This window comes from Streptomyces sp. NPDC102514 (assembly GCF_055584525.1).
Window position 1 is genome coordinate 35,138 of record NZ_JBVJLW010000016.1, and the last position, 24,982, is coordinate 60,119.

General features: G+C 70.6%; 20 protein-coding genes. 16 read left to right on the top strand and 4 right to left on the bottom strand.

The window, feature by feature from the left end; genetic code table 11:
- From ACZ60E_RS33865 to ACZ60E_RS33935, 15 genes are all read left to right on the top strand, one after another.
- Positions 1-1,959, top strand: a complete 1,959-nt coding sequence (locus ACZ60E_RS33865; protein WP_469445459.1) for an AMP-binding protein — start codon at positions 1-3, stop codon at positions 1,957-1,959.
- A 37-nt stretch (positions 1,960-1,996) separates the two neighbouring features.
- The gene (locus ACZ60E_RS33870) at positions 1,997-3,064 is read left to right on the top strand and encodes an acyl-CoA dehydrogenase family protein (RefSeq protein WP_469445460.1); all 1,068 of its coding nucleotides are present in this window, start codon (positions 1,997-1,999) and stop codon (positions 3,062-3,064) included.
- A gap of 55 nt (positions 3,065-3,119) precedes the next feature.
- Complete coding sequence (locus ACZ60E_RS33875) at positions 3,120-4,286, top strand: acyl-CoA dehydrogenase family protein (RefSeq protein ID WP_469445461.1); 1,167 nt, start codon at positions 3,120-3,122, stop codon at positions 4,284-4,286.
- Positions 4,286-5,035, top strand: a complete 750-nt coding sequence (locus tag ACZ60E_RS33880) for an SDR family NAD(P)-dependent oxidoreductase (RefSeq protein ID WP_469445463.1) — start codon at positions 4,286-4,288, stop codon at positions 5,033-5,035. Before ACZ60E_RS33875 ends, ACZ60E_RS33880 begins: the two co-directional genes overlap by 1 nt.
- On the top strand, positions 5,035-6,225 hold the full coding sequence (locus ACZ60E_RS33885; RefSeq protein ID WP_469445466.1) for a thiolase family protein: 1,191 nt from the start codon (positions 5,035-5,037) through the stop codon (positions 6,223-6,225). The genes ACZ60E_RS33880 and ACZ60E_RS33885 overlap by 1 nt, the downstream gene beginning before the upstream one ends.
- Positions 6,225-7,469: an acetyl-CoA hydrolase/transferase family protein gene (locus ACZ60E_RS33890; RefSeq protein WP_469445467.1), complete on the top strand. Its 1,245-nt coding sequence runs from the start codon at positions 6,225-6,227 to the stop codon at positions 7,467-7,469. Before ACZ60E_RS33885 ends, ACZ60E_RS33890 begins: the two co-directional genes overlap by 1 nt.
- Before the next feature lie 56 nt (positions 7,470-7,525).
- Entirely contained in the window at positions 7,526-8,470 is a 945-nt protein-coding gene (locus ACZ60E_RS33895; RefSeq protein WP_469445469.1) for a hydroxymethylglutaryl-CoA lyase, read from the top strand.
- A gap of 103 nt (positions 8,471-8,573) precedes the next feature.
- Positions 8,574-9,332, top strand: coding sequence for an SDR family NAD(P)-dependent oxidoreductase (locus ACZ60E_RS33900; RefSeq protein ID WP_384815213.1), 759 nt, complete (start codon positions 8,574-8,576; stop codon positions 9,330-9,332).
- 96 nt (positions 9,333-9,428) lie between these two features.
- Positions 9,429-10,244 (top strand): enoyl-CoA hydratase/isomerase family protein, encoded by an 816-nt coding sequence (locus ACZ60E_RS33905; protein ID WP_469445470.1) that lies wholly within the window; start codon positions 9,429-9,431, stop codon positions 10,242-10,244.
- A gap of 106 nt (positions 10,245-10,350) precedes the next feature.
- Positions 10,351-11,205: a hotdog fold thioesterase gene (locus tag ACZ60E_RS33910; RefSeq protein WP_469445471.1), complete on the top strand. Its 855-nt coding sequence runs from the start codon at positions 10,351-10,353 to the stop codon at positions 11,203-11,205.
- Between the two features lie 123 nt (positions 11,206-11,328).
- Positions 11,329-12,510, top strand: a complete 1,182-nt coding sequence (locus ACZ60E_RS33915) for a CaiB/BaiF CoA transferase family protein (protein ID WP_469445473.1) — start codon at positions 11,329-11,331, stop codon at positions 12,508-12,510.
- Positions 12,511-12,602: 92 nt separating this feature from the next.
- Positions 12,603-13,415, top strand: coding sequence for an enoyl-CoA hydratase/isomerase family protein (locus tag ACZ60E_RS33920; protein WP_384815203.1), 813 nt, complete (start codon positions 12,603-12,605; stop codon positions 13,413-13,415).
- 65 nt (positions 13,416-13,480) lie between these two features.
- Positions 13,481-14,299, top strand: coding sequence for an enoyl-CoA hydratase/isomerase family protein (locus tag ACZ60E_RS33925; protein WP_384815200.1), 819 nt, complete (start codon positions 13,481-13,483; stop codon positions 14,297-14,299).
- Between the two features lie 9 nt (positions 14,300-14,308).
- Complete coding sequence (locus ACZ60E_RS33930; RefSeq protein ID WP_469445474.1) at positions 14,309-15,442, top strand: phosphotransferase family protein; 1,134 nt, start codon at positions 14,309-14,311, stop codon at positions 15,440-15,442.
- On the top strand, positions 15,439-16,455 hold the full coding sequence (locus ACZ60E_RS33935) for an Rv3169 family protein (protein WP_469445475.1): 1,017 nt from the start codon (positions 15,439-15,441) through the stop codon (positions 16,453-16,455). Before ACZ60E_RS33930 ends, ACZ60E_RS33935 begins: the two co-directional genes overlap by 4 nt.
- 91 nt (positions 16,456-16,546) lie before the next feature.
- On the opposite strand, the gene ACZ60E_RS33940 is transcribed toward ACZ60E_RS33935, so the two are convergent.
- From ACZ60E_RS33940 to icmF, 4 genes are all read right to left on the bottom strand, one after another.
- Positions 16,547-17,452: an SDR family oxidoreductase gene (locus ACZ60E_RS33940; protein ID WP_469445477.1), complete on the bottom strand. Its 906-nt coding sequence runs from the start codon at positions 17,450-17,452 to the stop codon at positions 16,547-16,549.
- A 37-nt stretch (positions 17,453-17,489) separates the two neighbouring features.
- Complete coding sequence (locus tag ACZ60E_RS33945) at positions 17,490-18,623, bottom strand: acyl-CoA dehydrogenase family protein (protein ID WP_469445478.1); 1,134 nt, start codon at positions 18,621-18,623, stop codon at positions 17,490-17,492.
- A gap of 1 nt (position 18,624) precedes the next feature.
- Positions 18,625-19,419, bottom strand: coding sequence for an enoyl-CoA hydratase-related protein (locus ACZ60E_RS33950; protein WP_469445479.1), 795 nt, complete (start codon positions 19,417-19,419; stop codon positions 18,625-18,627).
- Between the two features lie 359 nt (positions 19,420-19,778).
- On the bottom strand, positions 19,779-23,006 hold the full coding sequence (icmF, locus tag ACZ60E_RS33955; protein WP_469445481.1) for a fused isobutyryl-CoA mutase/GTPase IcmF: 3,228 nt from the start codon (positions 23,004-23,006) through the stop codon (positions 19,779-19,781).
- Positions 23,007-23,302: 296 nt separating this feature from the next.
- Between icmF and ACZ60E_RS33960 the strand changes: the two genes are divergently transcribed.
- The gene (locus ACZ60E_RS33960) at positions 23,303-24,487 is read left to right on the top strand and encodes a thiolase family protein (protein ID WP_469445482.1); all 1,185 of its coding nucleotides are present in this window, start codon (positions 23,303-23,305) and stop codon (positions 24,485-24,487) included.
- Positions 24,488-24,982 lie beyond the last annotated feature (495 nt).

Here is a 24,982-nt window from a genome sequence, read left to right on the forward strand (position 1 = left end):
GTGACCTACACCTGGCATCCGTCGCGGGACTACCTGGAGCACTCCAACGTCGCCCGGCTCATGCGTACGTTCGGCGCGTCCACCGCGGACGAACTGCGCGCGCGGTCGGTGGCCGACATCGGCGGTTTCTGGGGCGCGGTCGCCGAGGATCTCGGCATCGAGTTCCGTACGCCCTACACGGACGTGGTCGACCTCGGCCGCGGGATCGAGTACCCGGACTGGTTCACCGGCGGACACCTCAACATCGTCGACGCGGCACTGACCCGCTGGGCCCGCGAGACGCCCGGCACCGCCGCCGTCGTGCACGAGAACGAGGACGGCACGGTACGCACGCTGACCTTCGCCGAACTGGACGACCAGGTGGCGCGGGCCCGCGCGGGGCTGCGCGCCCGGGGCATCGGCAAGGGCGACGCGGTCGCCCTCTACCTGCCGATGGCGCCCGAAGCCGTGATCGCGATGTACGCGGTGGCGAGCATCGGAGCGACGGCCGTGCCCCTGTTCTCGGGGTTCGCCGCCACCGCGATCGCCTCACGCCTCCAGGACGCACGGGCGAAGGCGGTCGTCACCGCCGACGGAACGGTCCGCCGCGGCAGGAGCGTCGGCATGCTCCCGCAGCTGGAAGAAGCACTGAAGTCGTGCCCGGACGTGGAACTCGTCGTGGTCGTGGACAACCTGGACCCCTCACCCCACCCGCGCGAGGCCGCCGGGCGGACGGGCCGGACGGTCTCCTGGCGGCACCTCCTCGACACAGGCCCCGATCCGGCGCCGGAGGACACCGACGCCTCGGACGTCCTCCTGCTCGCCTACACCTCCGGCACCACCGGCAGGCCCAAGGGAGCCGTGCACACCCACGCCGGGTTCCTGCTCAAGACGGCGAGCGAGGTGGCGTACGGATTCGACATCACGCCCGGCCGGACCTTCTGCTGGATCACCGACATGGGCTGGATCATGGGCCCGCTCTCGATCTTCGGCACCCACGCCAACGGCGGCACCCTGCTGCTGTACGAGGGATCGCCCGACGTGCCCGGCACCGACCGGCTCTGGCAGCTGGTCGAGCGGCACCGGGTGTCCATGCTCGGCGTCTCCCCGACGCTGATCCGCACCCTGAAGGCGGCCTCACCGGAGCCGCCCGCACAGGACCTGTCCTCGGTACGGGTCCTCGGGTCGACGGGCGAGCCGTGGGACCCGGAGTCCTACGAGTGGCTGGCCCGCGACGTCTTCGGCAGCCGGGTGCCCGTCATCAACTTCTCCGGCGGCACCGAGGTGGGCGGCTCGTTCCTGTGCCCCTATCCCGTGGAGGACATCCGCAGCTGCTCACTGGGCGGCCCGGCGCTCGGCATGGACGTCGACGTCGTCGACGACGACGCCCGCCCCCTGCGGGGCAGTGTCGGCGAACTGGTGTGCCGTCAGCCGTGGCCCGCGATGACACGGGGGATCTGGCACGACGACGCGCGCTACCGCGAGGCGTACTGGTCCACGTTCCCCGGCCTGTGGCGGCACGGCGACCACGCCCTGGTCGACGAGGACGGCGGCTGGTTCATCCTGGGCCGCTCCGACGACGTGATGAACGTGGCGGGCAAACGCGTCGCACCGGCCGAGATCGAGTCGGTGCTGGCCGTCGACCCGGCGGTCGCCGAATCAGCGGTCGTCGGCATTCCCGACGCCACCAAGGGCGAGGCGGTATGGGCCTTCTACGTCCTGCGGACCGGGGGCGACGTCGAGGACGACGAGGCGCTGGTGTCGGCGCGGCTGCGCCGACGGGTCGCCGAGGAGGTCGGCAAGCCGTTCGCGCCCTCCCGGGTGATCCGGGTCGGGCAGCTGCCGAAGACCAGGTCGGCCAAGATCCTGCGCCGCGCGGTCCGGGCGGCGGTGCTCGACGCGGACCCCGGCGATCTGTCCGGCGCGGAGAACCCGGAGGCGGTCGACGAGATCCGCGTACAGGTCAAGGCCCTCGGGTGAGCCCCCGGCCGGAAGAGGCAGAGGAAGAGGACATGCGATGCAGTGGGAACTGACCGACGAGCAGGACGCATACCGGCGGACGCTCCGGGACTGGCTCACCGACGTGGCGCCCTCGGACGTGGTGCGCCGATGGCTCGACGACGAGGACGACTCGGTCTTCGAGTCGCGCTTCGTGGACGCCGGCTGGGCCGGGGTCGGGCTCGCCGAGGAACTGGGCGGTCAGGGCGGCGGCCTGGTCGAGCTGGCACTGACCGCCGAGGAACTCGCCCGGGCCGCGGCGCCGTCGGCCGCCTGGCTGGCCACGGCCCTGGCGCTGCCCGCCCTCGCGGGACGCCCGGACCTGGCCGGGGCCGCGTCGGCCGGTGACACGGTGGCGCTGCTGGTCCCGGCCGAGACGGTGCCCGACGAGGCGCCCTCGCTGTGGTCGGACGGCGAGGGCGTCCTCACCGGCAGGGCGCCCCGGGTGCTGGCCGGTGACTCGGCCGCCCGGTTCGTCGTACCGGTGGGGGAGGGGGACGCCAGGCGGCTGCGGCTCGTCGAGGCCGCCGCCCCGGGGATCGGGATCGGGGCCCGGCCGCTCCTCGACCGCTCCCGGTCGGTCGCCGACGTGGCACTCGACCGCGTACCGTCCGTGCCGCTGGACGTCGACGCGGCCGAGGTGCTGCGGCAGGCGTCCGCCCGCGCGGCCGTCCTGGTGGCCGCCGACTCGCTGGGTGCCACCGAGCGCATGCTCGACCTCGCCGTGGAGTACAGCAAGCAGCGGCACCAGTTCGGGGTGCCGATCGGCTCGTTCCAGGCGGTCAAGCACGCGGCCGCCGACATGCTCGTCGGTGTCGAGGCGGCCCGCTCGGCGGTCTACTTCGCCGCCGCGTCGGTGGAGAGCGGTCACGCGCAGGCGCTGCTGCACGCGGCGGCGGTCAAGGCGCAGGTCACCGCCGAAGGGGTGCGCGGCGCCGACAGCGCGCTCACCCTGCACGGCGCGATCGGTTACACGTGGGAGCACGACCTCCACCTCTTCTACAAGCGGGCGAAGCTCGACGAGCAGCTGTTCGGTGCCCCCGCGGTCTGGAACGAGCGCATCGCGGACGGTCTCGCCCTCGTTTAATGGTCAGGCCTTTGTTATAGTCATTCCAATTAGTTCCGGAAAGGACGTGGGCACCGTGGACTTCGAGCTCACCGAGGACCAGCTGACCATCCGGAAAGCGGTCCGTGAGCTGGCCGGCAGGTTCGACGACCAGTACTGGATGGAGAAGGACTCGGCCCACGAGTTCCCCACGGAGTTCTACCGGGCCTTCGCCGACGGCGGCTGGCTCGGCATCACGACCCCGGAGGAGTACGGCGGCCACGGCTTCGGCATCACCGAGGCCTCCCTCCTCCTCGAAGAGGTGGCCGCGTCCGGCGCGGGCATGAACGGCGCCAGCTCCATGCACCTGTCGATCTTCGGCATGCACCCGGTGATCAAGCACGGCTCGGAGGAGATGAAGAAGGAGAACCTTCCCCGGATCGTCAACGGCGACCTCCATGTGTGCTTCGGGGTCACCGAGCCCGGAGCCGGGCTCGACACCACCCGCATCACCACCTTCGCGAGGCGTGACGGCTCCGACTACGTCGTCAACGGCCGCAAGGTGTGGATCTCCAAGGCCATGGAGTCGGAGAAGGTCCTGCTGCTGACCCGGACCGCGAAGTTCGAGGACTCCCCGAAGAAGACCGACGGACTGACGCTCTTCCTCACCGACCTCGACCGCGACCACGTCGACATCCGGCCCATCAGCAAGATGGGCCGCAACGCGGTCACCTCGAACGAACTCTTCATCGACGACCTGCGCGTCCCCGCCGCCCACCGGATCGGCGAGGAGGGCCAGGGCTTCAAGTACATCTTCGACGGCCTCAACCCCGAGCGGATGCTGGTGGCGGCGGAAGCCCTCGGCATCGGCCGGGCCGCCCTGCGCCGCGCGGTCCGGTACGGCAACGAGCGAGAGGTCTTCGGCCGGCCCATCGGGATGAACCAGGGACTGCAGTTCCCGCTCGCCGACTCGCTGGCCCACCTCGACGCCGCGGAACTCGTCCTGCGCAAGGCGACCTGGCTCTACGACCAGGGTAAACAGTGCGCGCGCGAGGCCAACACCGCCAAGTACCTGTGCGCGGACGCCGGCTTCCAGGCCGCCGACCGCGCACTGCAGACCCACGGCGGCATGGGCTACTCCGAGGAGTACCACGTCGCCCGGTACTTCCGTGAGGCACGGCTGACCCGGATCGCCCCGCTGAGCCAGGAGATGGTCCTGAACTTCCTCGGCGAGCACGTCCTCGGACTTCCCAGGAGCTACTGATGTTCTCTCTGCAGGGGCGATCCGCCCTCGTCACCGGCGCCGGCAACGGCATCGGAGCCGCCGTCGCCGAGGCGTACGCGGCGGCGGGCGCGGCCGTCGTCGTCACCGACATCGACAAGGACGCCGCCGAGGCGGTGGTCCGCCGGATCGTGGACGCGGGCGGCCGGGCCGAGTCGGCGGTCCTCGACGTCCGGGACGCCGGGCAGGCCGCGGAGGCCGTCCAGCAGGCCGCGAACCTGGGTGGCGGCGCCCTCAACATCCTGGTCAACAACGCCGGCGCCGTCGCGCCCGCGATGTTCCCGAAGATGACGTCCGACCAGTTCGACCTCGTGCTCGGCATCCATGTCGGCGGCACCTTCACCGTAAGCCAGGCGGCGCTCGGCCGGCTCGCCACGGACGGCACCGGCCGCATCATCAACGTCACCTCGGCCGCCGGCCTGGTCGGCACGATCGGCCAGGTCAACTACGGAGCCGCCAAGGCCGCCGTCGTGGGCATCACCAAGTCCCTGGCCAAGGAACTGGCGAGGAAGCAGATCACGGTCAACGCACTGGCCCCGCTCGCCGCGACCGCGATGACGGAGAACATCCGCGGCAACGAGAAGCTCGCCGCGCTCACCCTGGCCCGTATCCCGCTCGGACGCTGGGCCCAGCCCGAGGAGATCGCCGGCAGTTTCGTGTTCTTCGCCTCCGACGCGGCGTCGTACATCACCGGCCAGGTCCTGCCGGTCGACGGCGGGACGGTCATCTGATGCCGAAGAACCCCTTCCTCGACACCGGCCGCGAGGCACTGATCGTCGAGGCGCTGCGCACCCCGATGGGCAGATCGCACCCCGAACGCGGCTGGTTCCGCGACACCCACCCCAATGAGATGCTCGGCGCCGTCTACACCGCCCTGCTGGAGAGCACCGGCCTCGCGCCGGACGTCGTCGAGGACCTCGTCGTCGGCTGCACCGCGCCGTTCGGCGAGCAGTCCCGCAACATCGCCCGCAACGCCTGGCTGCAGGCCGGCTACCCGGCCGAGGTGCCCGCGACCGTCCTCGACCGCCGCTGCGGCTCCGCCCAGACCGCGGTGGAGATGGCGGCGGCCCTGATCTCCTCCGGCACCCACAACGTGGTCCTCGCCGGAGGCGTCGAGCACATGGGACACGTACCCATGAACTCCCCGGCCAGGATCTCCGAGCTGTACGGCGACCCCTGGCCCGCCGAACTCCGCGCCCTCCACGACTTCGTCCCGCAGGGGGAGAGCGCCGAGCTGATCGCCGAGCGCTGGGACCTCTCCCGTACCGAGATGGACGAGTTCGCCGTGCGCTCGCACCGGCTGGCCGCCGAGGCGGTCGCCGCCGGACGCTTCGACCGGGAGATGATCCCGCTCGAACTCGACGGCGAGAAGAGGGCCAGCGACCAGACCATCCGTCCCGGCACCTCCGCCGAAGCATTGGCGGCGCTCAGGACCGTGTTTCGGGAGAACGACGGCCGGATCACCGCAGGCACCTCCTCCCCGATCTGCGACGGCGCGGCCGGGGTCCTGCTCGCCTCCCGCGAGGCGGCCGACCGCCACGGTCTGCGCCCCCGCGCCCGCGTCCTCGACCAGACCACCGTCGGCGTCGACCCGGTCATCATGCTCACCGGACCGATCCCCGCGACCCGCAAACTGCTCGCACGCAACGGCATGACGATCGGCGACATCGACCTGATCGAGATCAACGAGGCGTTCGGCTCCGTCGTCCTGGCCTGGGAACGGGAACTGCGACCGGACATGGACCGCGTCAACGTCAACGGAGGGGCGATCGCCCTCGGCCACCCTGTCGGCGCCACCGGCTCCCGCCTGTTCGGCACCCTGCTGGCCGAGATGGAACGCCGGGACGTCGAGACCGGCCTCGTCACCATGTGCTGCGGCGGCGGCCTCGGCACCGCGACCCTCGTCCAGCGGGTCGGCTGATGCTCGACCTCGCCCCGTACGTCCGGGCGGGCGACGGCGTCTGGTGGGGCCAGGGGAGCGCGGAACCCGAACCCCTGGTCGACGCCCTGCTCGACCAGGTCGACGGCATCGGTCCCGTACGCGCCTTCTCCGGACTCACCTGGAACGAGCGGCTGTCCGGCGAGGTACCGCTGCCGGACGGCCTCACCGTGCTGTCCTACGGCGCCCTCGGCCGGCTGCGCGGGCTCAGCGCACAGGGACGGCTGGAAGTGGTGCCCTGTCACTACTCGGCGCTGCCGCGGCTCTTCGCCCGGCGGGCACTGCCCTGCGACGTGGGACTGCTGCAGGTCTCCCCGCCGGACGAGCACGGTCTGGTCTCGCTGGGCATCGGCGTCGAGTACGTCGCCGACGCCCTGTGCCACACCCCCACCCTCATCGCCGAGATCAACCACCGCATGCCACGGACCACCGGCACCGCACGGCTGCCGCTGAGCGCCTTCGCGGCCACCGTCGAGACCGACCGTCCGCTGCGGCAGGCGCCGTCCCGCGCACCCGACCCGGTCGAGCACGCCATAGCGGAGCACGTCGCGGGGCTCGTCGAGGACGGCGACACCGTGCAGCTGGGCGTCGGTTCACTGCCGAGCGCCGTGCTCGCCTCGCTGTCCGGCCACGTCGACCTGGGCTTCCACACCGGGATGATCACCGACGGCGTACTGGCCCTGATCGAGAAGGGGGTGGCGACCGGTGCCCGCAAGGAGATCGACCCCGGACTCGTGGTCACGGGCGCGGCCCTGGGCAGCACCTCGATGTACGACCGGCTGCACGAGTTCCCCGTCGAGTTCCGGTCCGCCGCCTACACCCACTCCCCGGCGGTCCTGTCCCGGCTGCGCTCGCTGGTGTCCGTCAACTCGGCCGTCGAGATCGACCTCCTGGGACAGGTCGGCGCCGAACTGCGCCGGGGCGTCCACATCGGCGCGGTGGGCGGCCAGGTCGACTTCAGCCGGGCCGCGTCACTCACCGGCGCGCGGTCGGTCATCGCGCTGCGTTCGGAGTCGGGCGGGGAGTCCACCATCACGCCGGCGTTGCACGGCGGTGTCGTCACCACCGGGCGCGTGGACGTCGACGCGGTCGTCACCGAGCACGGCGTCGCCACGCTCACCGGCTGCACCGTGGCGCAGCGGGCCCGCCGGCTGATCGAGGTGGCCGCGCCGCGGCACAGGGAGAGGCTGACGAGAAGCCTCACGGAGCAGGAGGCGGCGCGATGACGGGCAGGTCGCCCCATGGAGCCAGGAGGCATCGAGATGACGCAGGAGGTGTCGGGATGACGCAGGACAACCGCACTCCGGACGAGACCCGTCGGGTACGCATGCGGGAGGTCGGGCCGCGTGACGGGTTCCAGAACGAACCGGAGACGATCGGGACCGCCGACAAGATCCGGCTGATCAACGCGCTGGGGCGGGCCGGATTCACCCGGATCGAGGTGGCGAGCTTCGTCCGGCCGGACGTCATCCCCCAGCTCGCCGACGGCGTCGAGGTGCTCAAGGGCATCGACCTGCCCGACGAGGTCGAGCGGATGGTGCTGATCCCCAACAGCAAGGGCCTCGACAACGCGCTCAAGATACGCGGCCTGTTCGAGGCCGCCACCCTGTTCGTGAGCGCGTCCCCGACCCACAACAGGAAGAACATCAACCGGACCGTCGAGGAGACCATGGCGGACGTGAAGGTGATGGGCGAGCGCGTCACCGCCGAGGGCCTGAAGTTCTGCGCGGTGATCGCGACCTCGTTCGGCTGCCCCTACGAGGGCAAGGTGCCCATGGAACGCGTCCTGGACCTCGCCGAGGAGTTCGCCGGGGCCGGGGCCACCGAGATCGGCTTCGGGGACACCACCGGCATGGCCAACCCGGCCTACGTGTCGCGGTTCTTCACCGCCGCACAGGAGCGGCTGCCGGGGGTCGAACTGACCGCGCACTTCCACAACACCCGCGGACAGGGGCTGGCCAACGCCTACGCCGCCCTGGAGGCCGGCTGCACCAGCTTCGAGTCGAGCTTCGGCGAACTCGGCGGCTGCCCGGTACCGGCCGGGTCCACCGGCAACATCGCCACCGAGGACCTCGTGAGCATGTTCCACGAGATGGGCGTCGAAACCGGCCTGGACCTGGAGAGGATCATCGAGGCCGCGCGCGAGGCACAGGGCACCCTGGGCCGCAGGCTCACCAGCCACTCGATCGTCGCGGGCCCCGTCCACTGGGACCCGGCCGCGAACTGAGGCACGACGCTCCGACCGGGCACACGTCCGGACCGAGGACGACACCCGCCCGACAGCACGACACCCGCCCCACTGAACCACCACGCCTACAGGAGAGTTCGCTATGAGCAACCGCGTCGCCTTCGTCACCGGAGGCGCCCAGGGCATCGGCAAGGGCATCGCCACCACACTGGGGGCGCAGGGGTTCAAGGTCGCCGTCGCCGACATGAACCTGGAGACCGGGACGCAGACCGCCAAGGAGATCAACGGCGCGGGCGGCACGGCCATCGCCGTCGAGGTCGATGTCACGAACACCGCCTCGGTGGAGGCCGCCGTGCGGACGGTGGAGGAGGAACTCGGCCCGATCGAGGTCGTCGTCAACAACGCCGGCTGGGACGACTTCATGTCCTTCGTCGACACCACCGAGGAGTTCTGGGACAAGATCCTCGACATCAACTTCAAGGGCGCGCTGCGGGTCGTCAAGACGATCGTGCCCGGCATGATCGAGCGCGGCTTCGGCAGGATCATCAACATCGGCTCCGACGCGGGCCGGGTGGGCTCCTCGCTGGAGGCGGTCTACTCCGGGTCCAAGGGCGGCATCATCGCCTTCACCAAGACCCTCGCCCGCGAGGTGGCCACCAAGGGCGTCACCGCCAACACCGTCTGCCCCGGTCCGACGGACACCCCGGCCCTGCGCAAGTTCATCGACGGAGCCGGGCAGAACGCCGAGAAGGTCATCGGCGGCATGACCCGCGCCGTACCGATGAAGCGGCTCGGCACCCCCGAGGACGTCGGCCCCGCCGTCGCCTTCTTCGCCTCCGACGCCGCCGGCTTCGTCACCGGCCAGACCCTGTCGGTCAGCGGCGGACTCACCATGGCCTGAGCCGTACCCCCTGAACACAGGCTCCGGGAGCGCAGGTTCCGAACCGCGGTACCGCGCAGTACCCGAACCGACAAGTCACCGACAAGTGAGGAAGCGATGGCCGAGCGGAACGTGTCCGAACGGAACGTGTCCGAGGACCCCACCGACGTCGTCACCTGGAAGAAGGAGGCGCCGGGGATCGTCCATGTGACCCTGGCACGGCCACCGGCCAACGCCCTCGGTCCCGCGATCCTCGACGGCATGCACGCGGCGATCGACGCGGCCGAGAAGGCCGGGGACGTCAAGGTCATGGTCGTCTCCTCGGCCCTCGACGGCTTCTTCGCGGCGGGCGCGGACATCAAGCACCTCTCGAAGATCGACGCCGAGTCGTTCACGGCGTACGGCGACCGGATGCGCGCCGTCAACGACCGCCTCGCCGCGGCGCCGTTCCTGTCCGTCGCGGCGGTCGACGGACTGGCCCTCGGCGGCGGCCTCGAACTGGCGATGGCCTGCACCCTGCGGGTCTCCGGCCCGCGGGGGAGGTTCGGGCTTCCGGAGGTGCGGATCGGCCTCATCCCGGGGGCGGGCGGCACCCAGCGGCTGCCGCAGCTGGTGGGCCGTGGCCGCGCGCTGGACATCATGCTCACCGCCCGGCAGGTGCCGGCGTCCGAGGCGCTCGCCATCGGCCTGGTGGACCGGCTGACCGAGGGAGATGTCGTGCAGGAGGCGCTGTCGCTGGCCGCGGAACTGACCGCGGGCGCTTCGCTGCCGGCGCAGCTCGCCGTCGTCCGTACGGTCGACGCGGCCTTCGACCTGCCGGTCGGGCAGGGGTTCGCCTTCGAGGCGGCGCAGGAGCAGTCCCTCTTCGAGGACGGCGAGGCCGCGGAAGGCATCACCGCCTTCATCGAGAAGCGCCGACCGGATTTCGACTGACTCCCGAGGCCCGGCCCAGTGACGCCCGGCCCGGATGGGTGACACAGCATGGACGGACACGCGCCGCGGCTCCGCGGTCGCACGAGAGAACGGACGGCTGCCTCCAGTGACGACGACCGGGAACGCCGCACAGGGCGACGGGAACCAGACCCTTCAGGTCGTGCGCAGCGGCCCTGAACGATCGTTCGCGATCACCGGGGTGGCGGCCGACGGGAAGAGAGTCTCGGCGTCCATGCGGACGGGCCCGTGGCTGAACGGCCCGCGTGCCGGGTCGGCGAGCGGCCCGGTCGGTGGCGTGCTCGGGGTGCTCGTCGACAACGTCCTCGGGTACGCCATCATGCTCGACCGCCCGGCCGGCCACTGGTCGGTCAGCTCCGAGATCTCGATCGACATGTGCGGGCCGGTACCGGCGGACGGGTCCGCGCTTCGTGCCGAGGGGAGTGTCACCCACTCCGACTCCCTCGGCGGCATCTCCTCCGGTTCGGTCGTCGACGAGCGAGGCGGGCTCGTCGCGGTGTGCCGTCAGCAGGGCCGGTGGATACGGACGCTGCCCGCCGCGTCGTCGGGGAGCGACAGCGCCGGAGCGTCGGGGCGCACGGGTGGGGGAGACCTGCTGGAACTGCTGGATGCGCAGGTCAAGAGCGTGGACGGCGGCGCGGAGCTGGAACTGGTCGCCACGCCGGAACTGGTCAACCCGCTCGGCAATCTGCACGGCGGCATCGGTCTGTGTGCCTCGGACGTGGCGGCGCACGCCGCGCTGGAGGCCGCCGGCCGGCCGTCGTCCGGCACCGCCTCCGTCCACATCGCCTATGTGCGACCGGTGCCGCGGAACACGGCCGTGCGGTTCAGGGCATCGGTGGAGCACGCCGGGCGCAGCTTCGCGGTGGTGCGGGTGACGTCCGTGAACGAGAACGGCAGACCGTGCACGATCGCCACCGTGACGACCGGCGTACGTGTCTGACGACCGGTGTACGTACCCGCCCTCCGGAGCCCGACCGAGCCGGCGGCGAGAAGTTTCTCACCATGCCTGTATTCGGACTGACCATTGGTATGTAATCTGAGCTAGGTCCGAAGGAGTGACGCAGTGACGCAGCACCACACGGAACGATCGTTCACCGGTCCGCTGACAGGTATGAAGGTCGTCGAGATCGGCAGTATCGGGCCGGGACCGTTCTGCGCCATGCTGCTGGCGGACCTGGGCGCCGACGTGATCAGGGTCGACCGTGCCCGGGGAGCCGCCCTCGTCGGCCCCAACGCGGACTTCCGCACCGAACTGCTGCACCGGGGACGGCGCTCCGTCGCCGTCGACCTCAAGCACCCCGAGGGGCCGGAGGTGGTGCTGTCGCTGGTGGAGAAGGCCGACGTGCTCATCGAGGGTTTCCGGCCCGGGGTCACCGAGCGTCTGGGGATCGGCCCCGAGGACTGTCACGCGCGCAGCCCCCGGCTGGTGTACGGGCGGATGACCGGCTTCGGCCAGGACGGGCCCCTGGCGCAGACCGTGGGCCACGACATCAACTACGTGGCGCACAGCGGTGTCCTCTCGCTGATCGGCCGGACCGGTCAGGCGCCGACCCCGCCGCTGAGCCTCGTCGGGGACTTCGGCGGCGGGGGAATGCTGCTGGCGTTCGGCGTCCTCGCGGCCCTGTGGGAGAGCCGTGCCTCGGGCAAGGGCCAGGTCGTCGACGCGGCCATGAGCGAAGGCGCCGCCCTGCTCGGCACCGCCTTCTTCGGCTACCGCCAGACGGGTGTCTGGCAGGAGCGCGGCAGCAACATCGTGGACAGCGGCGCCCCCTACTACGACGCCTACGAGACCGCCGACGGCAAGTGGGTCGCGGTCGGCGGCATGGAGACACGCTTCTACGCCGAACTCGTCGACCTGCTCGGTCTGGTACCCGACGAGCTGCCCCCGCAGAACGACTCCGCGCAGTGGCCCCGGATGAAGGAGATCTTCGCCGCGGCGGTCCGCCGGCGGACCCGCGACGAGTGGGTGGCCGCAGCCGAGGGCCGGGACGTCTGTCTGACCCCCGTCCTCGAAACCGAGGAGGTGGGCGAGGACGCGCACCATCGGGCGCGCGGGTCCTTCGTCGAGATCGCCGGGCTCACCCAGCCCGCCCCGGCGCCCCGCTTCAGCCGTACGCCCGCGACCGTGGACAGCCCGCCGCCCGCGCCCGGCGAGCACACCCGGGAGGCACTCACCGCCTGGGGAGTTCCCGGGCGGACCGTCGCCACCTGGGAGGCGGCCGGCGCCGTACGCGGCACGGGCTGACCAGGTCCGACACGGACGGCGACACGCAGAGCCGAAGAGCAGCAGAACCGAAGAGCAGCAGAACCAAAACGCCACGGAGCCGAGGAGCACTGATGAAAAGTCTGGAAGCGGTGTACGAGACGCTCACGCTGGAGGAGCTCTCACCCGGCGTCGTCGTGGTCACCCTGAACCGTCCGCAGCGCTACAACGCGATGACGAACACGATGTTCGACGAGCTGGAGAACGTGGCCGTCACGCTCGACGACGAGGACGACTGCCGGGTTGTGATCCTCACCGGGGCGGGCAAGGCGTTCTGCGCCGGGTACGACCTGGCCGACGCCGAGGACCTGCCGCACCTCGGCGCGCTGGGCATGCTCGACCAGCAGGAGCGGGCGGCGCGTGCGCTGCTGGCGCTGCGCACCATGCGGGTCCCGGTCGTCGCGGCGGTGAACGGCCCCGCGGCGGGCGGCGGCCTCTCGCTCGCGCTGGCCGCCGACATCCGGCTGGCCTCCCCGGACGCCAAGTTCAACGCCGCCTTCGTACGCATCGGTCTGTCCGCCGGCGACCTGGGCGCGTCCTGGCTGCTGACCCGGCTGATCGGACCCGCCGCGACCAGCGAGATCTGTTTCACCGGCCGTTTCGTCCTCGCCGACGAGGCACGCGACCTCGGCCTGGTGAACAGCGTCAGCGAGGCGGGCGCCCTCCTGGACGACGCCCTGACGCTGGCCCGGTCGATCGCGGCCAACTCACCGGGCGGCGTGCAGCTCTCCAAGCGGGCCCTGCAGGCCAACATGGAGACGGCCTCGTACGCCGCCGCCCTGGAGCTGGAGAACCGCGGACAGGCGCTGCTCACCCGGGGCGCGGACATGCCGGAGGCCCTGGCCGCCTTCAGGGAGAAGCGTGCTCCGGTCTTCACCGGCCGCTGACGACGACAGCGGCTGACGGCGGCGGCCGGCTCCGGCTGACGATGGCGACTACCGAAGGACCCACCATGGCTCACGACCTCGACCTGCCCGACCTGGAAACCCTGTCGCTCGAAGTGCTGGACGCCGGCGTCGCGGTGCTGCGGATGAACCGCCCGGAGCGGATGAACTCGCAGACGGTGAAGATGTTCACCGAGTACAACACCGTCGCCCGCGCCCTGCGGGACAGCGGCCTCAGAGCGCTGATCCTCACCGGCACGGGGGAGCGCGCGTTCTGCGCGGGTTTCGACCTCGACGAGATCGACGTCATCACCACGATGGGTGTGCGCGAGTTCCTCAAGTTCCAGGAGACCGCCACGGGAGGCATCCAGGCCATCAGGCACCTGCCCTTCCCGGTGATCGCCGCGGTGCACGGCGCGGCCACGGGAGGCGGCATGGCACTGGCCCTGGCCGCCGACATCCGCCTCGTCGCGCCGACGGCCAAGTTCAGCGCGGCCTTCGTCAAGGTGGGCCTGTCGATGGGCGAACTGGGCACGTCGTACAACCTCAGCCGCCTCGTGGGGCTCGGCCGGGCCGCCGAGATCGGCTACACCGGGCGGCTGGTCGGCGCCGAGGAGGCCGTGACGATCGGGCTGGCGAACCGCCTGGTGCCGAGCGAGAACCTGCTGGACGAGGCGCTGGCGATGGCGCGGCTCATCGCCGCCAACTCGCCGGGCGGAGTACGCATGTCCAAGCGCGCCATCCAGCGCAACCAGGAGATCACCTCGTACGCCGCCGCCCTGGAGCTGGAGAACCGGGGGCAGGCGCTGATGTCGCGCACCGAGGACATGCCCGAGGCGCTGGCGGCCTTCAAGCAGAAGCGCGCGCCCCAGTTCACCGGAAAGTGAGGTCCCGGCATGACCGACGAGTGGACACCGGAGGGACTCGAAGCCCTCACCCGGTTCCTGCGCGAACGCGGCCTGTGCGAGGGAACGGGTGAGCTGGACGTCCGCCGGATCGGCGACGGCCACTCGAACCTGACCTTCCTGGTCTCGGGCGACGCCGTGGGCGGGAGCGGGGGCGAGGTCCCGGGCGGCACCGGCCGCGTGGTGGTACGCCGTCCGCCGCCACCACCGACACCGCCGGGGGCCCACGACATGCTGCGCGAGGCACGGCTCGTCGACGCGCTGCGGGACACCCCGGTGCCCGTCGCCACGGTGCTCGCCACCGCGCAGGCGGGCGAGGTGATCGACGTGCCCTTCTACGTCATGAGCTTCGCCGAGGGGCCCGTGGTGACCACCTCGACCCCCTCGCCGCTCGACACACCCGCGACCCGGCGGCAGATCGGTGAGGCCCTCGTCGACGTCCTCGCCGATCTGCACGCGATCGACTGGCAGGCCGCCGGTCTCGGCGACCTGGGCCGCCCGGAGGGCTTCAACGCCCGCCACCTGCGCCGTATGGGCCGGCTGGTCGCCGACGCGGACGGCGCTCCGCCGCCGCACTTCGCGGTCATCGAGCGCTGGCTCGCCGCGCACGTGCCGCCCGAGTCGGGCGCCTCGATCGTGCACAACGACTACCGGATCGGGAACGTGGTCCTCGCCCCCGACGCCCCGGGACGCATCGCCGCGGTGCTCGACTGGGAGCTGGCCACCATCGGCGACCCCCTGTTCGACGTCGGGTACTTCCTGGCCTCGGTGCCCGAGGCGGACAGCCCGCGGACTCCGACGGAGGACCTGGGCACGGCGCTGCTCGAAGAGGGCTACCCGACCCGCAAGGAACTCGCCGACCGGTACGCCGACCGCACCGGCCGCGACCTGTCGAACCTGGACTGGTACACCGCGCTCGCGTTCTGGAAGCTGGCCGCGCTCTACGAGTACAGCCGCCGCCGGACCGTACGGGGGGTGGGCGATCCCTACTACGCCGACCAGAAGCTGGTGCAGGCCTTCCTGGCGGCGGCCCACCGGACCGCCGGTCTCGACGAGCCGCCGGACGCACCCGCGGACGTGACCGAGCCCGCACCCGAAGCCGTACCCGACGAGGAGACCCGATGACGGACGACACCTTCCACGACGCTCTCGTGGCGCCGGACACCTCCGGCCTCCCGGACAGGTTCTTCGACCGGTTCGTGTTCAACCTGCACCCGGTCGACGCCTCGTCGCCGTCGGTCCTGATCGGTCTCGGCGTCCATCCCCCGAAGGACGTGGTGGACGGCTTCGCGGTTCTGGTCACGGGCACCGAACAGCGGAACGTCCGTTTCTCCACCGAGTTGAGCGCCACCGACGGTGCGAGCGCCGGGCCGTTCTCCTGGCAGGTGGTCGAGCCGATGAAGACCTGGAAACTGGTGCTCGGCGCCAACCCCACCGGGATGGAGTTCGACCTCCTCTGGCACGCGCGGACACCGGCGTGGACCGGCGAGGTCAACGTCGACAACGACGGCCCCACTCCCACCTCCTTCGCGCACCTGGTCCAGTCCGGGTACTACTCCGGCACGCTGAGCATCGACGGCAGGCAGCAGTCGGTCGACGGCTGGTACGGCCAGCGCGACCGGTCCCGCGGTGTGCGCACGCTGTCCGGGGGACAGGGGCTGCACGTCTGGTACCAGGCCCAGTTCCCCGACCGCTCGATCGGCTTCCTGCTCGTGGAGACCCGGCAGCACGACCGGCTCCTCCTGGAGGGGGCGGTGATGCACGAGAACGGCCTGCTCGACGACATCGTGGACGTCCGCCACGACCTGCGCTTCGACGACGGCCTCGACCTCAAGGGCGGCACGGTGGAGGTCACCACCGAGAGCGGCGCCGTGTACACGGTGGACACCGACGCCTCCGCGGGCGGCGGGTACATGGCCGGTGCCGGTTACGGAGGCCACCACGGCCGGCCGAAGGGACGCGACCACATCGAGCACGACGTCTACCCGCTCGACGGCACGGTGTCCCCCCGCACCCTGGACTCGGCCCTGACCGACCGGCTGGCCTCGTTCACCTGGAACGGCACCGAGGGCCGCGGCATCTTCGAGTTCGCCATGACCCGCAGCCGCTCCTACACCTACCGGCCGTCCCTGCGCTGACGGCCGAGGGGCTTTCACCGAGCCGTGTACATGTGTGGGGCCCCGTACCGACAGGCGGTACGGGGCCCCACACATGTACACGGCTCCGGAGTCAGACCGAGCGCTGCTCCTTGCTCGCGGCGGTCGCCGCCCGGCTGCGGTCCCGTACCTCGGCCCAGTCGGCGTCCGAGAGCGAGGTGAGACCCGCGAAGGTGCCGGGACCGGCGAGCATCTGACCGCCGTCCATGGCGATGGTCTGGCCGGTCAGGTAGTCGCAGGCGCCGGAGAGCAGGAACATGGTGAGGTGGGCGAGTTCCTCGATGCTGCCCGCCCGGCCGGCCGGGATCAGATCGGTCTGGGTGGCCCCGACGGAACTCTTCTCCGTCGGATTCAGCATCTCCCAGGCGTAGTCGGTGGGGATCGGCCCGGGCGCCAGCGCGTTCAGCCGGATGCCGTACTTGGCCCACTCGACGGCCAGGGACATCGTCATGGCGTGCACGCCGGCCTTCGCCATCGCGGAGGGAACGACGAACGCGGAACCCGTCCACACCCAGGTGGTCAGCGTGGAGACCACACTGCCGGGCAGGCCGTCGGCGATCCACCGCCGGCCCGCCGCGAGCGTGGTGTGGAACGAGCCGTTCATCACCGTGCCGCTGACCGCCTCGAACGCCCGCGGGCTGAGGTCCTTCGTCTGGGCGATGAAGTTGGCCGCCGCGTTGTTCACCACCCCGGTGAGCGGGCCGTGGCCGGACCAGACGGACTCCATCGCGGCGTCGACCTGCTCGGCGTCCCGGACGTCCACCGAGTGCACATGGACGCTCCCGGGCCGGGAGGCGGAGGCCTCCTCGGCGGCCTCCCGCAGGACCGCCTCGCGACGGCCCCACAGATGGACGTCGGCGCCGTGGTCCACCAGATGCCGTGCCACGCCGCGGCCGAGACCGGTGCCCCCGCCGGTGATCAGGATCCGCCTGCCCGCCAGCAGATCGCTGGTGAAGGGCGAACGCGAAGCGTCGTTCAAGGCCGTGGTCCTTTCCTCGTGCGCCCGGACCCGTGCCTCACAGCAGGCTCTTGGCGATGATCTCGCGCTGGATCTCGTTGGTGCCGCCGTAGATGGGCGGCGCCAGCGCCTTGCGGACCTGTCCCTCCATGCCGTACTCCCGGGCGTAGCCGTACCCGCCCATCATCTGCATGGCCTCCAGCGCGGTGTTCTTCGCGATCTCGGTGCAGCGCATCTTCGCCATTGCGCTCTCCCGGGCGAGCGCGTCCTCCTGCCCGGCGTCGACCCGGCCGGCCGCGTCGTACAGGAACGCCCGGGCGAACTCGACGTCGGTCGCGAGGTCCGCGATGCGGTGGCGGATCGCCTGGAAACTGCCGATGCTGCGGCCGAACTGCTCACGCTGTCCGACGTACGCGATCACGTCGTCGAGCGAGCGGCGGGCCGCACCCAGACTCATCGCGGCGATGATGAGCCGTTCCACGCTCAGCCCGCGCATGAGCTGCTTCCAGGCGTGGAGGGGGCGGCCCACCACGGCGGAGGCGGGCACCCGGACGTCGGTGAAGAAGACGTCGTTGACGGTGTGCGCCTCCATCGTGTCGATGCCGCGGATCGTGAGGCCCGGGGTGTCGGTGGGCACCATGAGCAGGGTGAGGCCCTCGTGCTTGGTGCCACCGCTGTCCTCACGGGCGAGCACCAGGAGGTGTTCGGCGACGTGCGCGGCGGAGGTCCAGGTCTTCTGGCCCTCGATGACGTACGTGTCGCCGTCCCGGGTGGCCCGTACCCGTACTCCGCCGAGGTCCGAGCCCGCGCCCGGCTCGCTCAGTGCGATCGCCTCCAGCCTGCCGGCGACCAGGTTGGAGACGATGACGTTCTTCTGCTCCTCCGCCCCCCACCGCAGATAGGTCTGCGCGGCGGTCAGGCCGGTCGAGTAGCCCGTGACGGGCAGCAGCCCCCGCGAGGACTCCTCCAGGAACACGCACTCGTCGACGAAGCCCGCGCCGCCGCCGCCGTACTCGGCCGGCAGGGACACCCCGAGCCAGCCCAGCTTCGCGAGCTCGGCGAGGATCTGCGGGCTGTTCGACAGCGTTCCGCCCTGGGTCACGGCGTCCCGCTGGGCCACGGAGCCGTACTGCTCGCGGGAGAACGCGTGGATGGCCGAGCCGAACCGCTTCTGCTCCTCGCTCAGTTCCATCTCAGGCGCCCCGGTACTTGCTGAAGTCGGGCTTGCGCTTCTCGTTGAACGCGTTGATGCCCTCCTGCGCCTCGGGGGTCTCACCGAAGAGCTTGAGGGTGCTGTAGGCCATCGAACCGATGCTGACGAAGTGCTCGGTGTCGGTGTTCATCGACTGCTTGAGCACCTTGAGCGCGGTCGGCGAGAACTCCAGCATCTGGTCGGCCCACGCACGCACCGCGGTACGCAGCTCGCCGGCCGGCACGACCTTGTTCACCAGACCCCAGTCCAGGGCCTCCTCGGCGCTGAGCCGGCGGAGCATGAACCACAGCTCGCGGGCCCGCTTCTCACCCACCACCCGGGCCAGATAACCCGAGCCGAGACCGGCGTCGAACGATCCCACGCGGGGCCCGTTCTGGCCGAACTGGGCGGTGTCCGCGGCGATGGTCAGGTCGCACAGCACATGGAGGACGTGACCGCCGCCGATCGCCAGGCCGTTCACCGCGGCGACGACCGGCTTGGGGGTGTCGCGGATCACCCGGTGCAGGGCGTCGACCTCGAACAGACCGCTCTGGGAGGGGCCGTAGTCCCCGGTCTCCATGCGCTGCTTCTGGTCACCGCCGGCACAGAACGCCTTGTCACCGGCACCGGTGAGCGCCACCACGCCCACCTCGTCGCTGGCCCAGGACTGCTTGAAGGCCATGACCAGTTCGTCGACGGTGCGCGCCCGGAAGGCGTTGTACCGCTCCGGCCGGTTGATGGTGATCCAGGCGAGACCGTCCTCGACCTCGTACGTGATGTCAGTGAAGTCGTCCATTGGCCTCGGTCCTTTCTCCAGGGCAGCCGACGGCGTCGTCGGCGTGCTGCAACGGCGGCCGATTCGGCCTGACCATTTGAAGAATAGTATGGAAGCGAACGATCGTTATCAAGACTTCGACCCGCTCCGCGTGCCGCCGGCTCCGTCCGGCACCAGCGCCCCGGGCCGGTGGAACGCCGATGGGCGCCCCCTCGCGGGAGCGCCCGTTCACTGTGCTGTGTGCGCGTGCGTGCTGGTGTGTGTGCGTGCGTGTCGGTGTGCGCGCGCCCGGAGTGCGTGCCTGTGTGTGCCGGATCAGCTCCGGACGCGCGTGACGCCGCAGACCGGCGCCCGTCGGCCGATGCGCCCGTTCCCGGTGCTCACACGTTCCTCCGGTACTGTCCGCCGACCTCGAAGAAGGACTCGGTGATCTGCCGCAGCGAGCAGACCCGGGCGGCCTCCATCAGGACCTCGAAGACGTTGTCGCCGTTGATGGCCGCTTCCTTGAGCCGGGTGATCGCCTGGGCGGCCGCCGCGCCGTGCGCGGTCTGGAAGTCGCGGACCCGCCGCAGCTGCGACTCCTTCTCCGTCTGCGTGGCGCGGGCGAGTTCGACCTCCCCGCCCGGAGCGTCGTCGCCCGGCCTGCGGAAGGTGTTCACGCCGATGATCGGCAGCGAACCGTCGTGCTTGCGCTGCTCGTACAGCATCGACTCGTCCTGGATACGGCCGCGCTGGTAGCCGGTCTCCATGGCGCCGAGCACACCGCCGCGTTCGTTGATCCGGTCGAACTCGGCGAGCACCTCCCGCTCCACCAGGTCGGTGAGCTGGTCGATGATGAACGAACCCTGCAGCGGGTTCTCGTTCATCGCCAGCCCCCACTCGCGGTTGATGATGAGCTGGATCGCGAGGGCCCGGCGCACCGACTCCGCGGACGGGGTGGTGACCGCCTCGTCGTAGGCGTTGGTGTGCAGGGAGTTGGCGTTGTCGTAGATGGCGATCAGCGCCTGCAGGGTGGTGCGGATGTCGTTGAAGTCCATCTCCTGGGCGTGCAGGGAGCGGCCGGAGGTCTGGACGTGGTACTTCAGCTTCTGTGAACGCTCGTTGGCACCGTACTTCTCCTTCATCGCGACGGCCCAGATCCGGCGGGCGACCCGGCCGAGGACCGAGTACTCCGGGTCCATGCCGTTGGAGAAGAAGAACGACAGGTTCGGTGCGAAGTCGTCGATGCGCATCCCGCGGGCCAGATAGGCCTCGACGTAGGTGAACCCGTTGGCGAGGGTGAACGCGAGCTGGCTGATCGGGTTCGCGCCCGCTTCGGCGATGTGGTAGCCGGAGATGGACACGGAGTAGAAGTTGCGGACCTGGTGGGCGATGAACCACTCCTGGATGTCGGCCATCATCCGCAGGGAGAACTCGGTCGAGAACAGGCAGGTGTTCTGTCCCTGGTCCTCCTTCAGGATGTCCGCCTGGACCGTGCCGCGCACGGTGGCCAGCGCGTGCGCCCGCAACTCGGCCGCCTCCTCCGGGGAGGGGTCACGGCCCTCGGCGGCGCTGAATTTCTCCAGCTGCTGGTCGATGACCGTGTTGAGGAAGAACGCCAGCACGGTGGGAGCCGGGCCGTTGATCGTCATCGACACCGAGGTCGTCGGCGCGACCAGGTCGAAACCGTCGTAGAGCGCCTTCATGTCCTCCAGGGTCGCGACCGACACACCGGAGGTCCCGACCTTGCCGTAGATGTCGGGACGCTCGTCCGGGTCGCGGCCGTAGAGGGTCACCGAGTCGAACGCGGTGGACAGCCGGGTGGCGGGCTGGTCCTCGGACAGCAGCTTGAAGCGCCGGTTGGTGCGGAACGGGTCGCCCTCGCCGGCGAACATCCGGGCCGGATCCTCGCCGTCGCGCTTGAACGGGAACACTCCGGCGGTGAAGGGGAAGAGACCGGGCAGGTTCTCCCGCCGCCAGAACTTCACCAGCTCCCCGTGGTCGGTGAAGCCGGGCAGCGCGACCCGGGGAACCTTGTTGCCCGACAGGGACTCCCGGGTCAGCTTGGTCCGGATCTCCTTGTCCCGGATCCTCACGACCTGCTCGTCACCAGAGTAGGACTCCACGACGGCGGGCCAGTTGACGATCTGGTCCGTGACGTCGGGCGGCAGCTGCTTGCGCGCCTGGGTGAGCAGTGACTCCACGTTCCCGGCGTCGGAACCGGCGTCGGCGAGGTCGCCCCTGACCGCGTCCAGTCGCTGGACGCGCCGCGCCGCCTCGGCGAGTGCCTCGGTCTCGCCGTGGTAGGCGCGGACCGTCTCGGTGATCTCGGCGAGGTAGCGCACCCGGTCCGCGGGCACCACCTGACGGATGCCCGAGGAATGGCGTACGTCCACCTGCGGCAGCGCGCCCTCGGACACCGGCAGTCCCCGCTCGGCCAGCACGGACTTGAGGTGCTGGTGCAGAGCGGTGACGCCGTCGTCGTTGAACGTCGCCGCGGAGGTGCCGAACACCGGCATGTCCTCCGGCTTCTTGCCGAACGCCTCGCGGTTGCGCACCAGTTGGCGGCCCACGTCGCGCATCGCGTCCTTGGCGCCCCGCCGTTCGAACTTGTTGATGGCGACCACGTCGGCGAAGTCGAGCATGTCGATCTTCTCCAGCTGCGAGGCGGCTCCGAACTCCGGAGTCATCACGTACAGCGAGGCGTCGACGAACGGCACGATCGCCGCGTCCCCCTGGCCGATACCGGGCGTCTCCACGATCACCAGGTCGAAGCTGGCCGACTTGACGACGTCGATCACGTCGGACAGGTGCTCCGGCAGCTCGTGGCTGCCACGGGTGGCGAGACTACGGAAGAGGACCTGGTCCCCGTCGAGGGAGTTCATCCGGATCCGGTCCCCGAGCAGGGCTCCACCGCCCCGGCGGCGGGTCGGGTCGACCGCGATCACCGCGATCCGTAGTTTGCCGGGCTGGTCGAGGTGGAAGCGGCGCACCAGCTCGTCGGTCAGCGAGGACTTTCCGGAGCCGCCGGTACCGGTGATGCCGAGGACCGGCGTGACCCGCTCCGCCGCGGCGGAGCGCACCCGCTCCAGCAGCTCCGCGGGCAGCTTGCCCAGTTCGGCGCCCGTGATGGCGCGGGCGATCGCGAACCGGTCGCCGGCGAGGAGCGCGGCGGCGTCGGCCGGTTTGCTGTCCCAGAGGTCGAAGTCGCAGTCCTTGACGACGGAGTTGACCATTCCGGCGAGGCCCATGCGCTGGCCGTCCTCGGGGGAGAAGATGGTCACTCCGCTGGCCCGCAGCCGGGTGATCTCCTCGGGCACGATCACGCCACCGCCGCCGCCGACCACCCGGATGTGGTCCGCTCCCTGCCGGCGCAGGGATTCGACGAGGTACTCGAAGTACTCGACGTGTCCGCCCTGGTAGGACGAGACGGCCACGCCGTGCACGTCCTCCTCCAGCGCCGCGTCCACGACCTCCTGCACCGACCGGTTGTGCCCCAGGTGGATCACTTCGGCGCCCTGGGACTGGAAGATCCGCCGCATGATGTTGATCGACGCGTCATGTCCGTCGAACAGGGCCGAGGCGGTGACCAGACGGACGGGATGCACGGGTCGGTGCAGAGGATGCATGGGGGCCTTCCCAAGACACTTCGGAAGAGTACTGATGTCAAGATAGTAGGACGTCCTACTATTTTTCGGCGAGCAGGTGTGACTGGAAGAACAGGGCGGGTCGGCGGGGGCGGCTTGCGTCGAGGATTCGGCGTGCACCCGGGAACGGACTGGTGACGGGCAGGTGGCGGGCAGATAGTAGGACGTCCTACTATCTCACGGATCGGTGGGGGACCGTCGCATCTCGCGACGTACTCCTCGCAGCGGACTTCTCATGAAGGCTCGCGCCGGACGGCGCGTGGGACGGGAATGTGCACATGGCTGACGCGGAAAAGATCATCGTTCTCGACGGGGCCCGAACCCCGGTCGGAAGCTTCGGAGGGGCGTTCAAGGACGTACCGGGCTTCGAGCTCGGCGCGACGGCCGCGAAGGAGGCCCTGCGGCGCTCCGGCGTCGCGGCGGAGCTGGTCGACGAGGTCGTGATGGGCTGCATCGGCCAGGTCGGCCCGGACGCCTACAACGCCCGCCGGGTGGCGATCGCGGCAGGGCTGCCCAAGAGCGTGCCGGCGTACACGGTGAACAGGCTCTGCGGCAGCGGCCTGCAGGCCATCTGGTCGGCGGCCATGCAGATGCGCTGGGGAGGGGTGGACTTCGCCCTGGCCGGGGGCGACGAGTCGATGACCCGGATGCCGTTCTACGACTTCGGCGCGCGCGCCGGCTACCGGCTCGGGGACCGCACGCTGGTCGACGGCACGGTGATGATGCTGACCGATCCCTTCCACGGCATCCACATGGGGGTGACGGCGGAGAACGTGGCCGCGAAGTACGGCGTGTCACGCCGGCAGCAGGACGAGTTCGCGGCGGAGTCCCAGCGGCGGGCCGCGACCAGGGAGGCGCGGGCGGCGTTCGCGGAGGAGATCGTCCCGGTCGAGGTGGGCGGCCGGAAACCGTACACCGTGACCGAGGACGAACACCCCAGGCCCGGCACCACGGTGGAGACGCTGGCCGGGTTGCGGCCGGCGTTCGCCGGGGACGGCACCGTGACGGCCGGCAACGCCTCCGGCATCAACGACGGCGGCGCCGCCGTCGTACTGGCCCGGGAGTCGGTGGCCAGGGAGCACGGGCTGACGGGCTCGGTGTCCCTGGAGGCCGTCGCGACCGCGGCGATGGAGCCCGAACTGATGGGTTACGTCCCGGTCCTGGCGCTGCGGAAGCTGTTCGCGCAGACCGGCACCACACCCCGTGACATCGACACGGTCGAACTGAACGAGGCGTTCGCCTCCCAGGCGGTCGCGGTGATCCGCGACGCGGAACTCGACCCGGAGAGGACCAACCCGTACGGCGGCGCGATCGCGCTCGGGCACCCGGTCGGCGCCACCGGGGCGATCCTCTCGCTGCGGGTCGCCAAGCACCTGGTCCGCCACGACCTCGAACTCGGCATCGTCACGATGTGCATCGGCGGCGGGCAGGCGCTCGCCGCGTTGTTCCGACGGGTGCGGTGACTTACGTCGTCCCGGTGCCCTTCCGGCAGGACGACCAGGGTGGATTCGCCGCTGAACATCGCTCCTGCAGAGGGAGTTGTCTCCCCTTCCACATCCCTCCGGCCGACCGTGTCCTGAAGGCCGCCCAGCAATAGACAAGGCCGCGCCAACAATAAACACAGAGGAAACATGCGGCTCGTTCAGTAAGGGTAGGTTGCCCGAAACGCTGTCGTGTTCCTCTGTTCACGTTGCGTTCTCTTTCGGTATAGAGCCATTTATGTCTGATGCTCCTTTTGTCTTGCTGTCCCCTGAATCCTCAGTCAGAAGGAGCTGTCCGTGCTGGACCGCCCGCGCGAAACACAGACACGTCGCACGGACGCTGCGGATCCGGCAAAACGCCGCACGCAGAAGCCGCAGCCCGCGTTGGCCTCCTTGCAGGGCAAAGCGGGGAACAGGGCCGTCGCGGCAGTGATCCAGCGTGCGTCGGGTGGTCCTCGCCCGGGTTCGGCGGGGGGA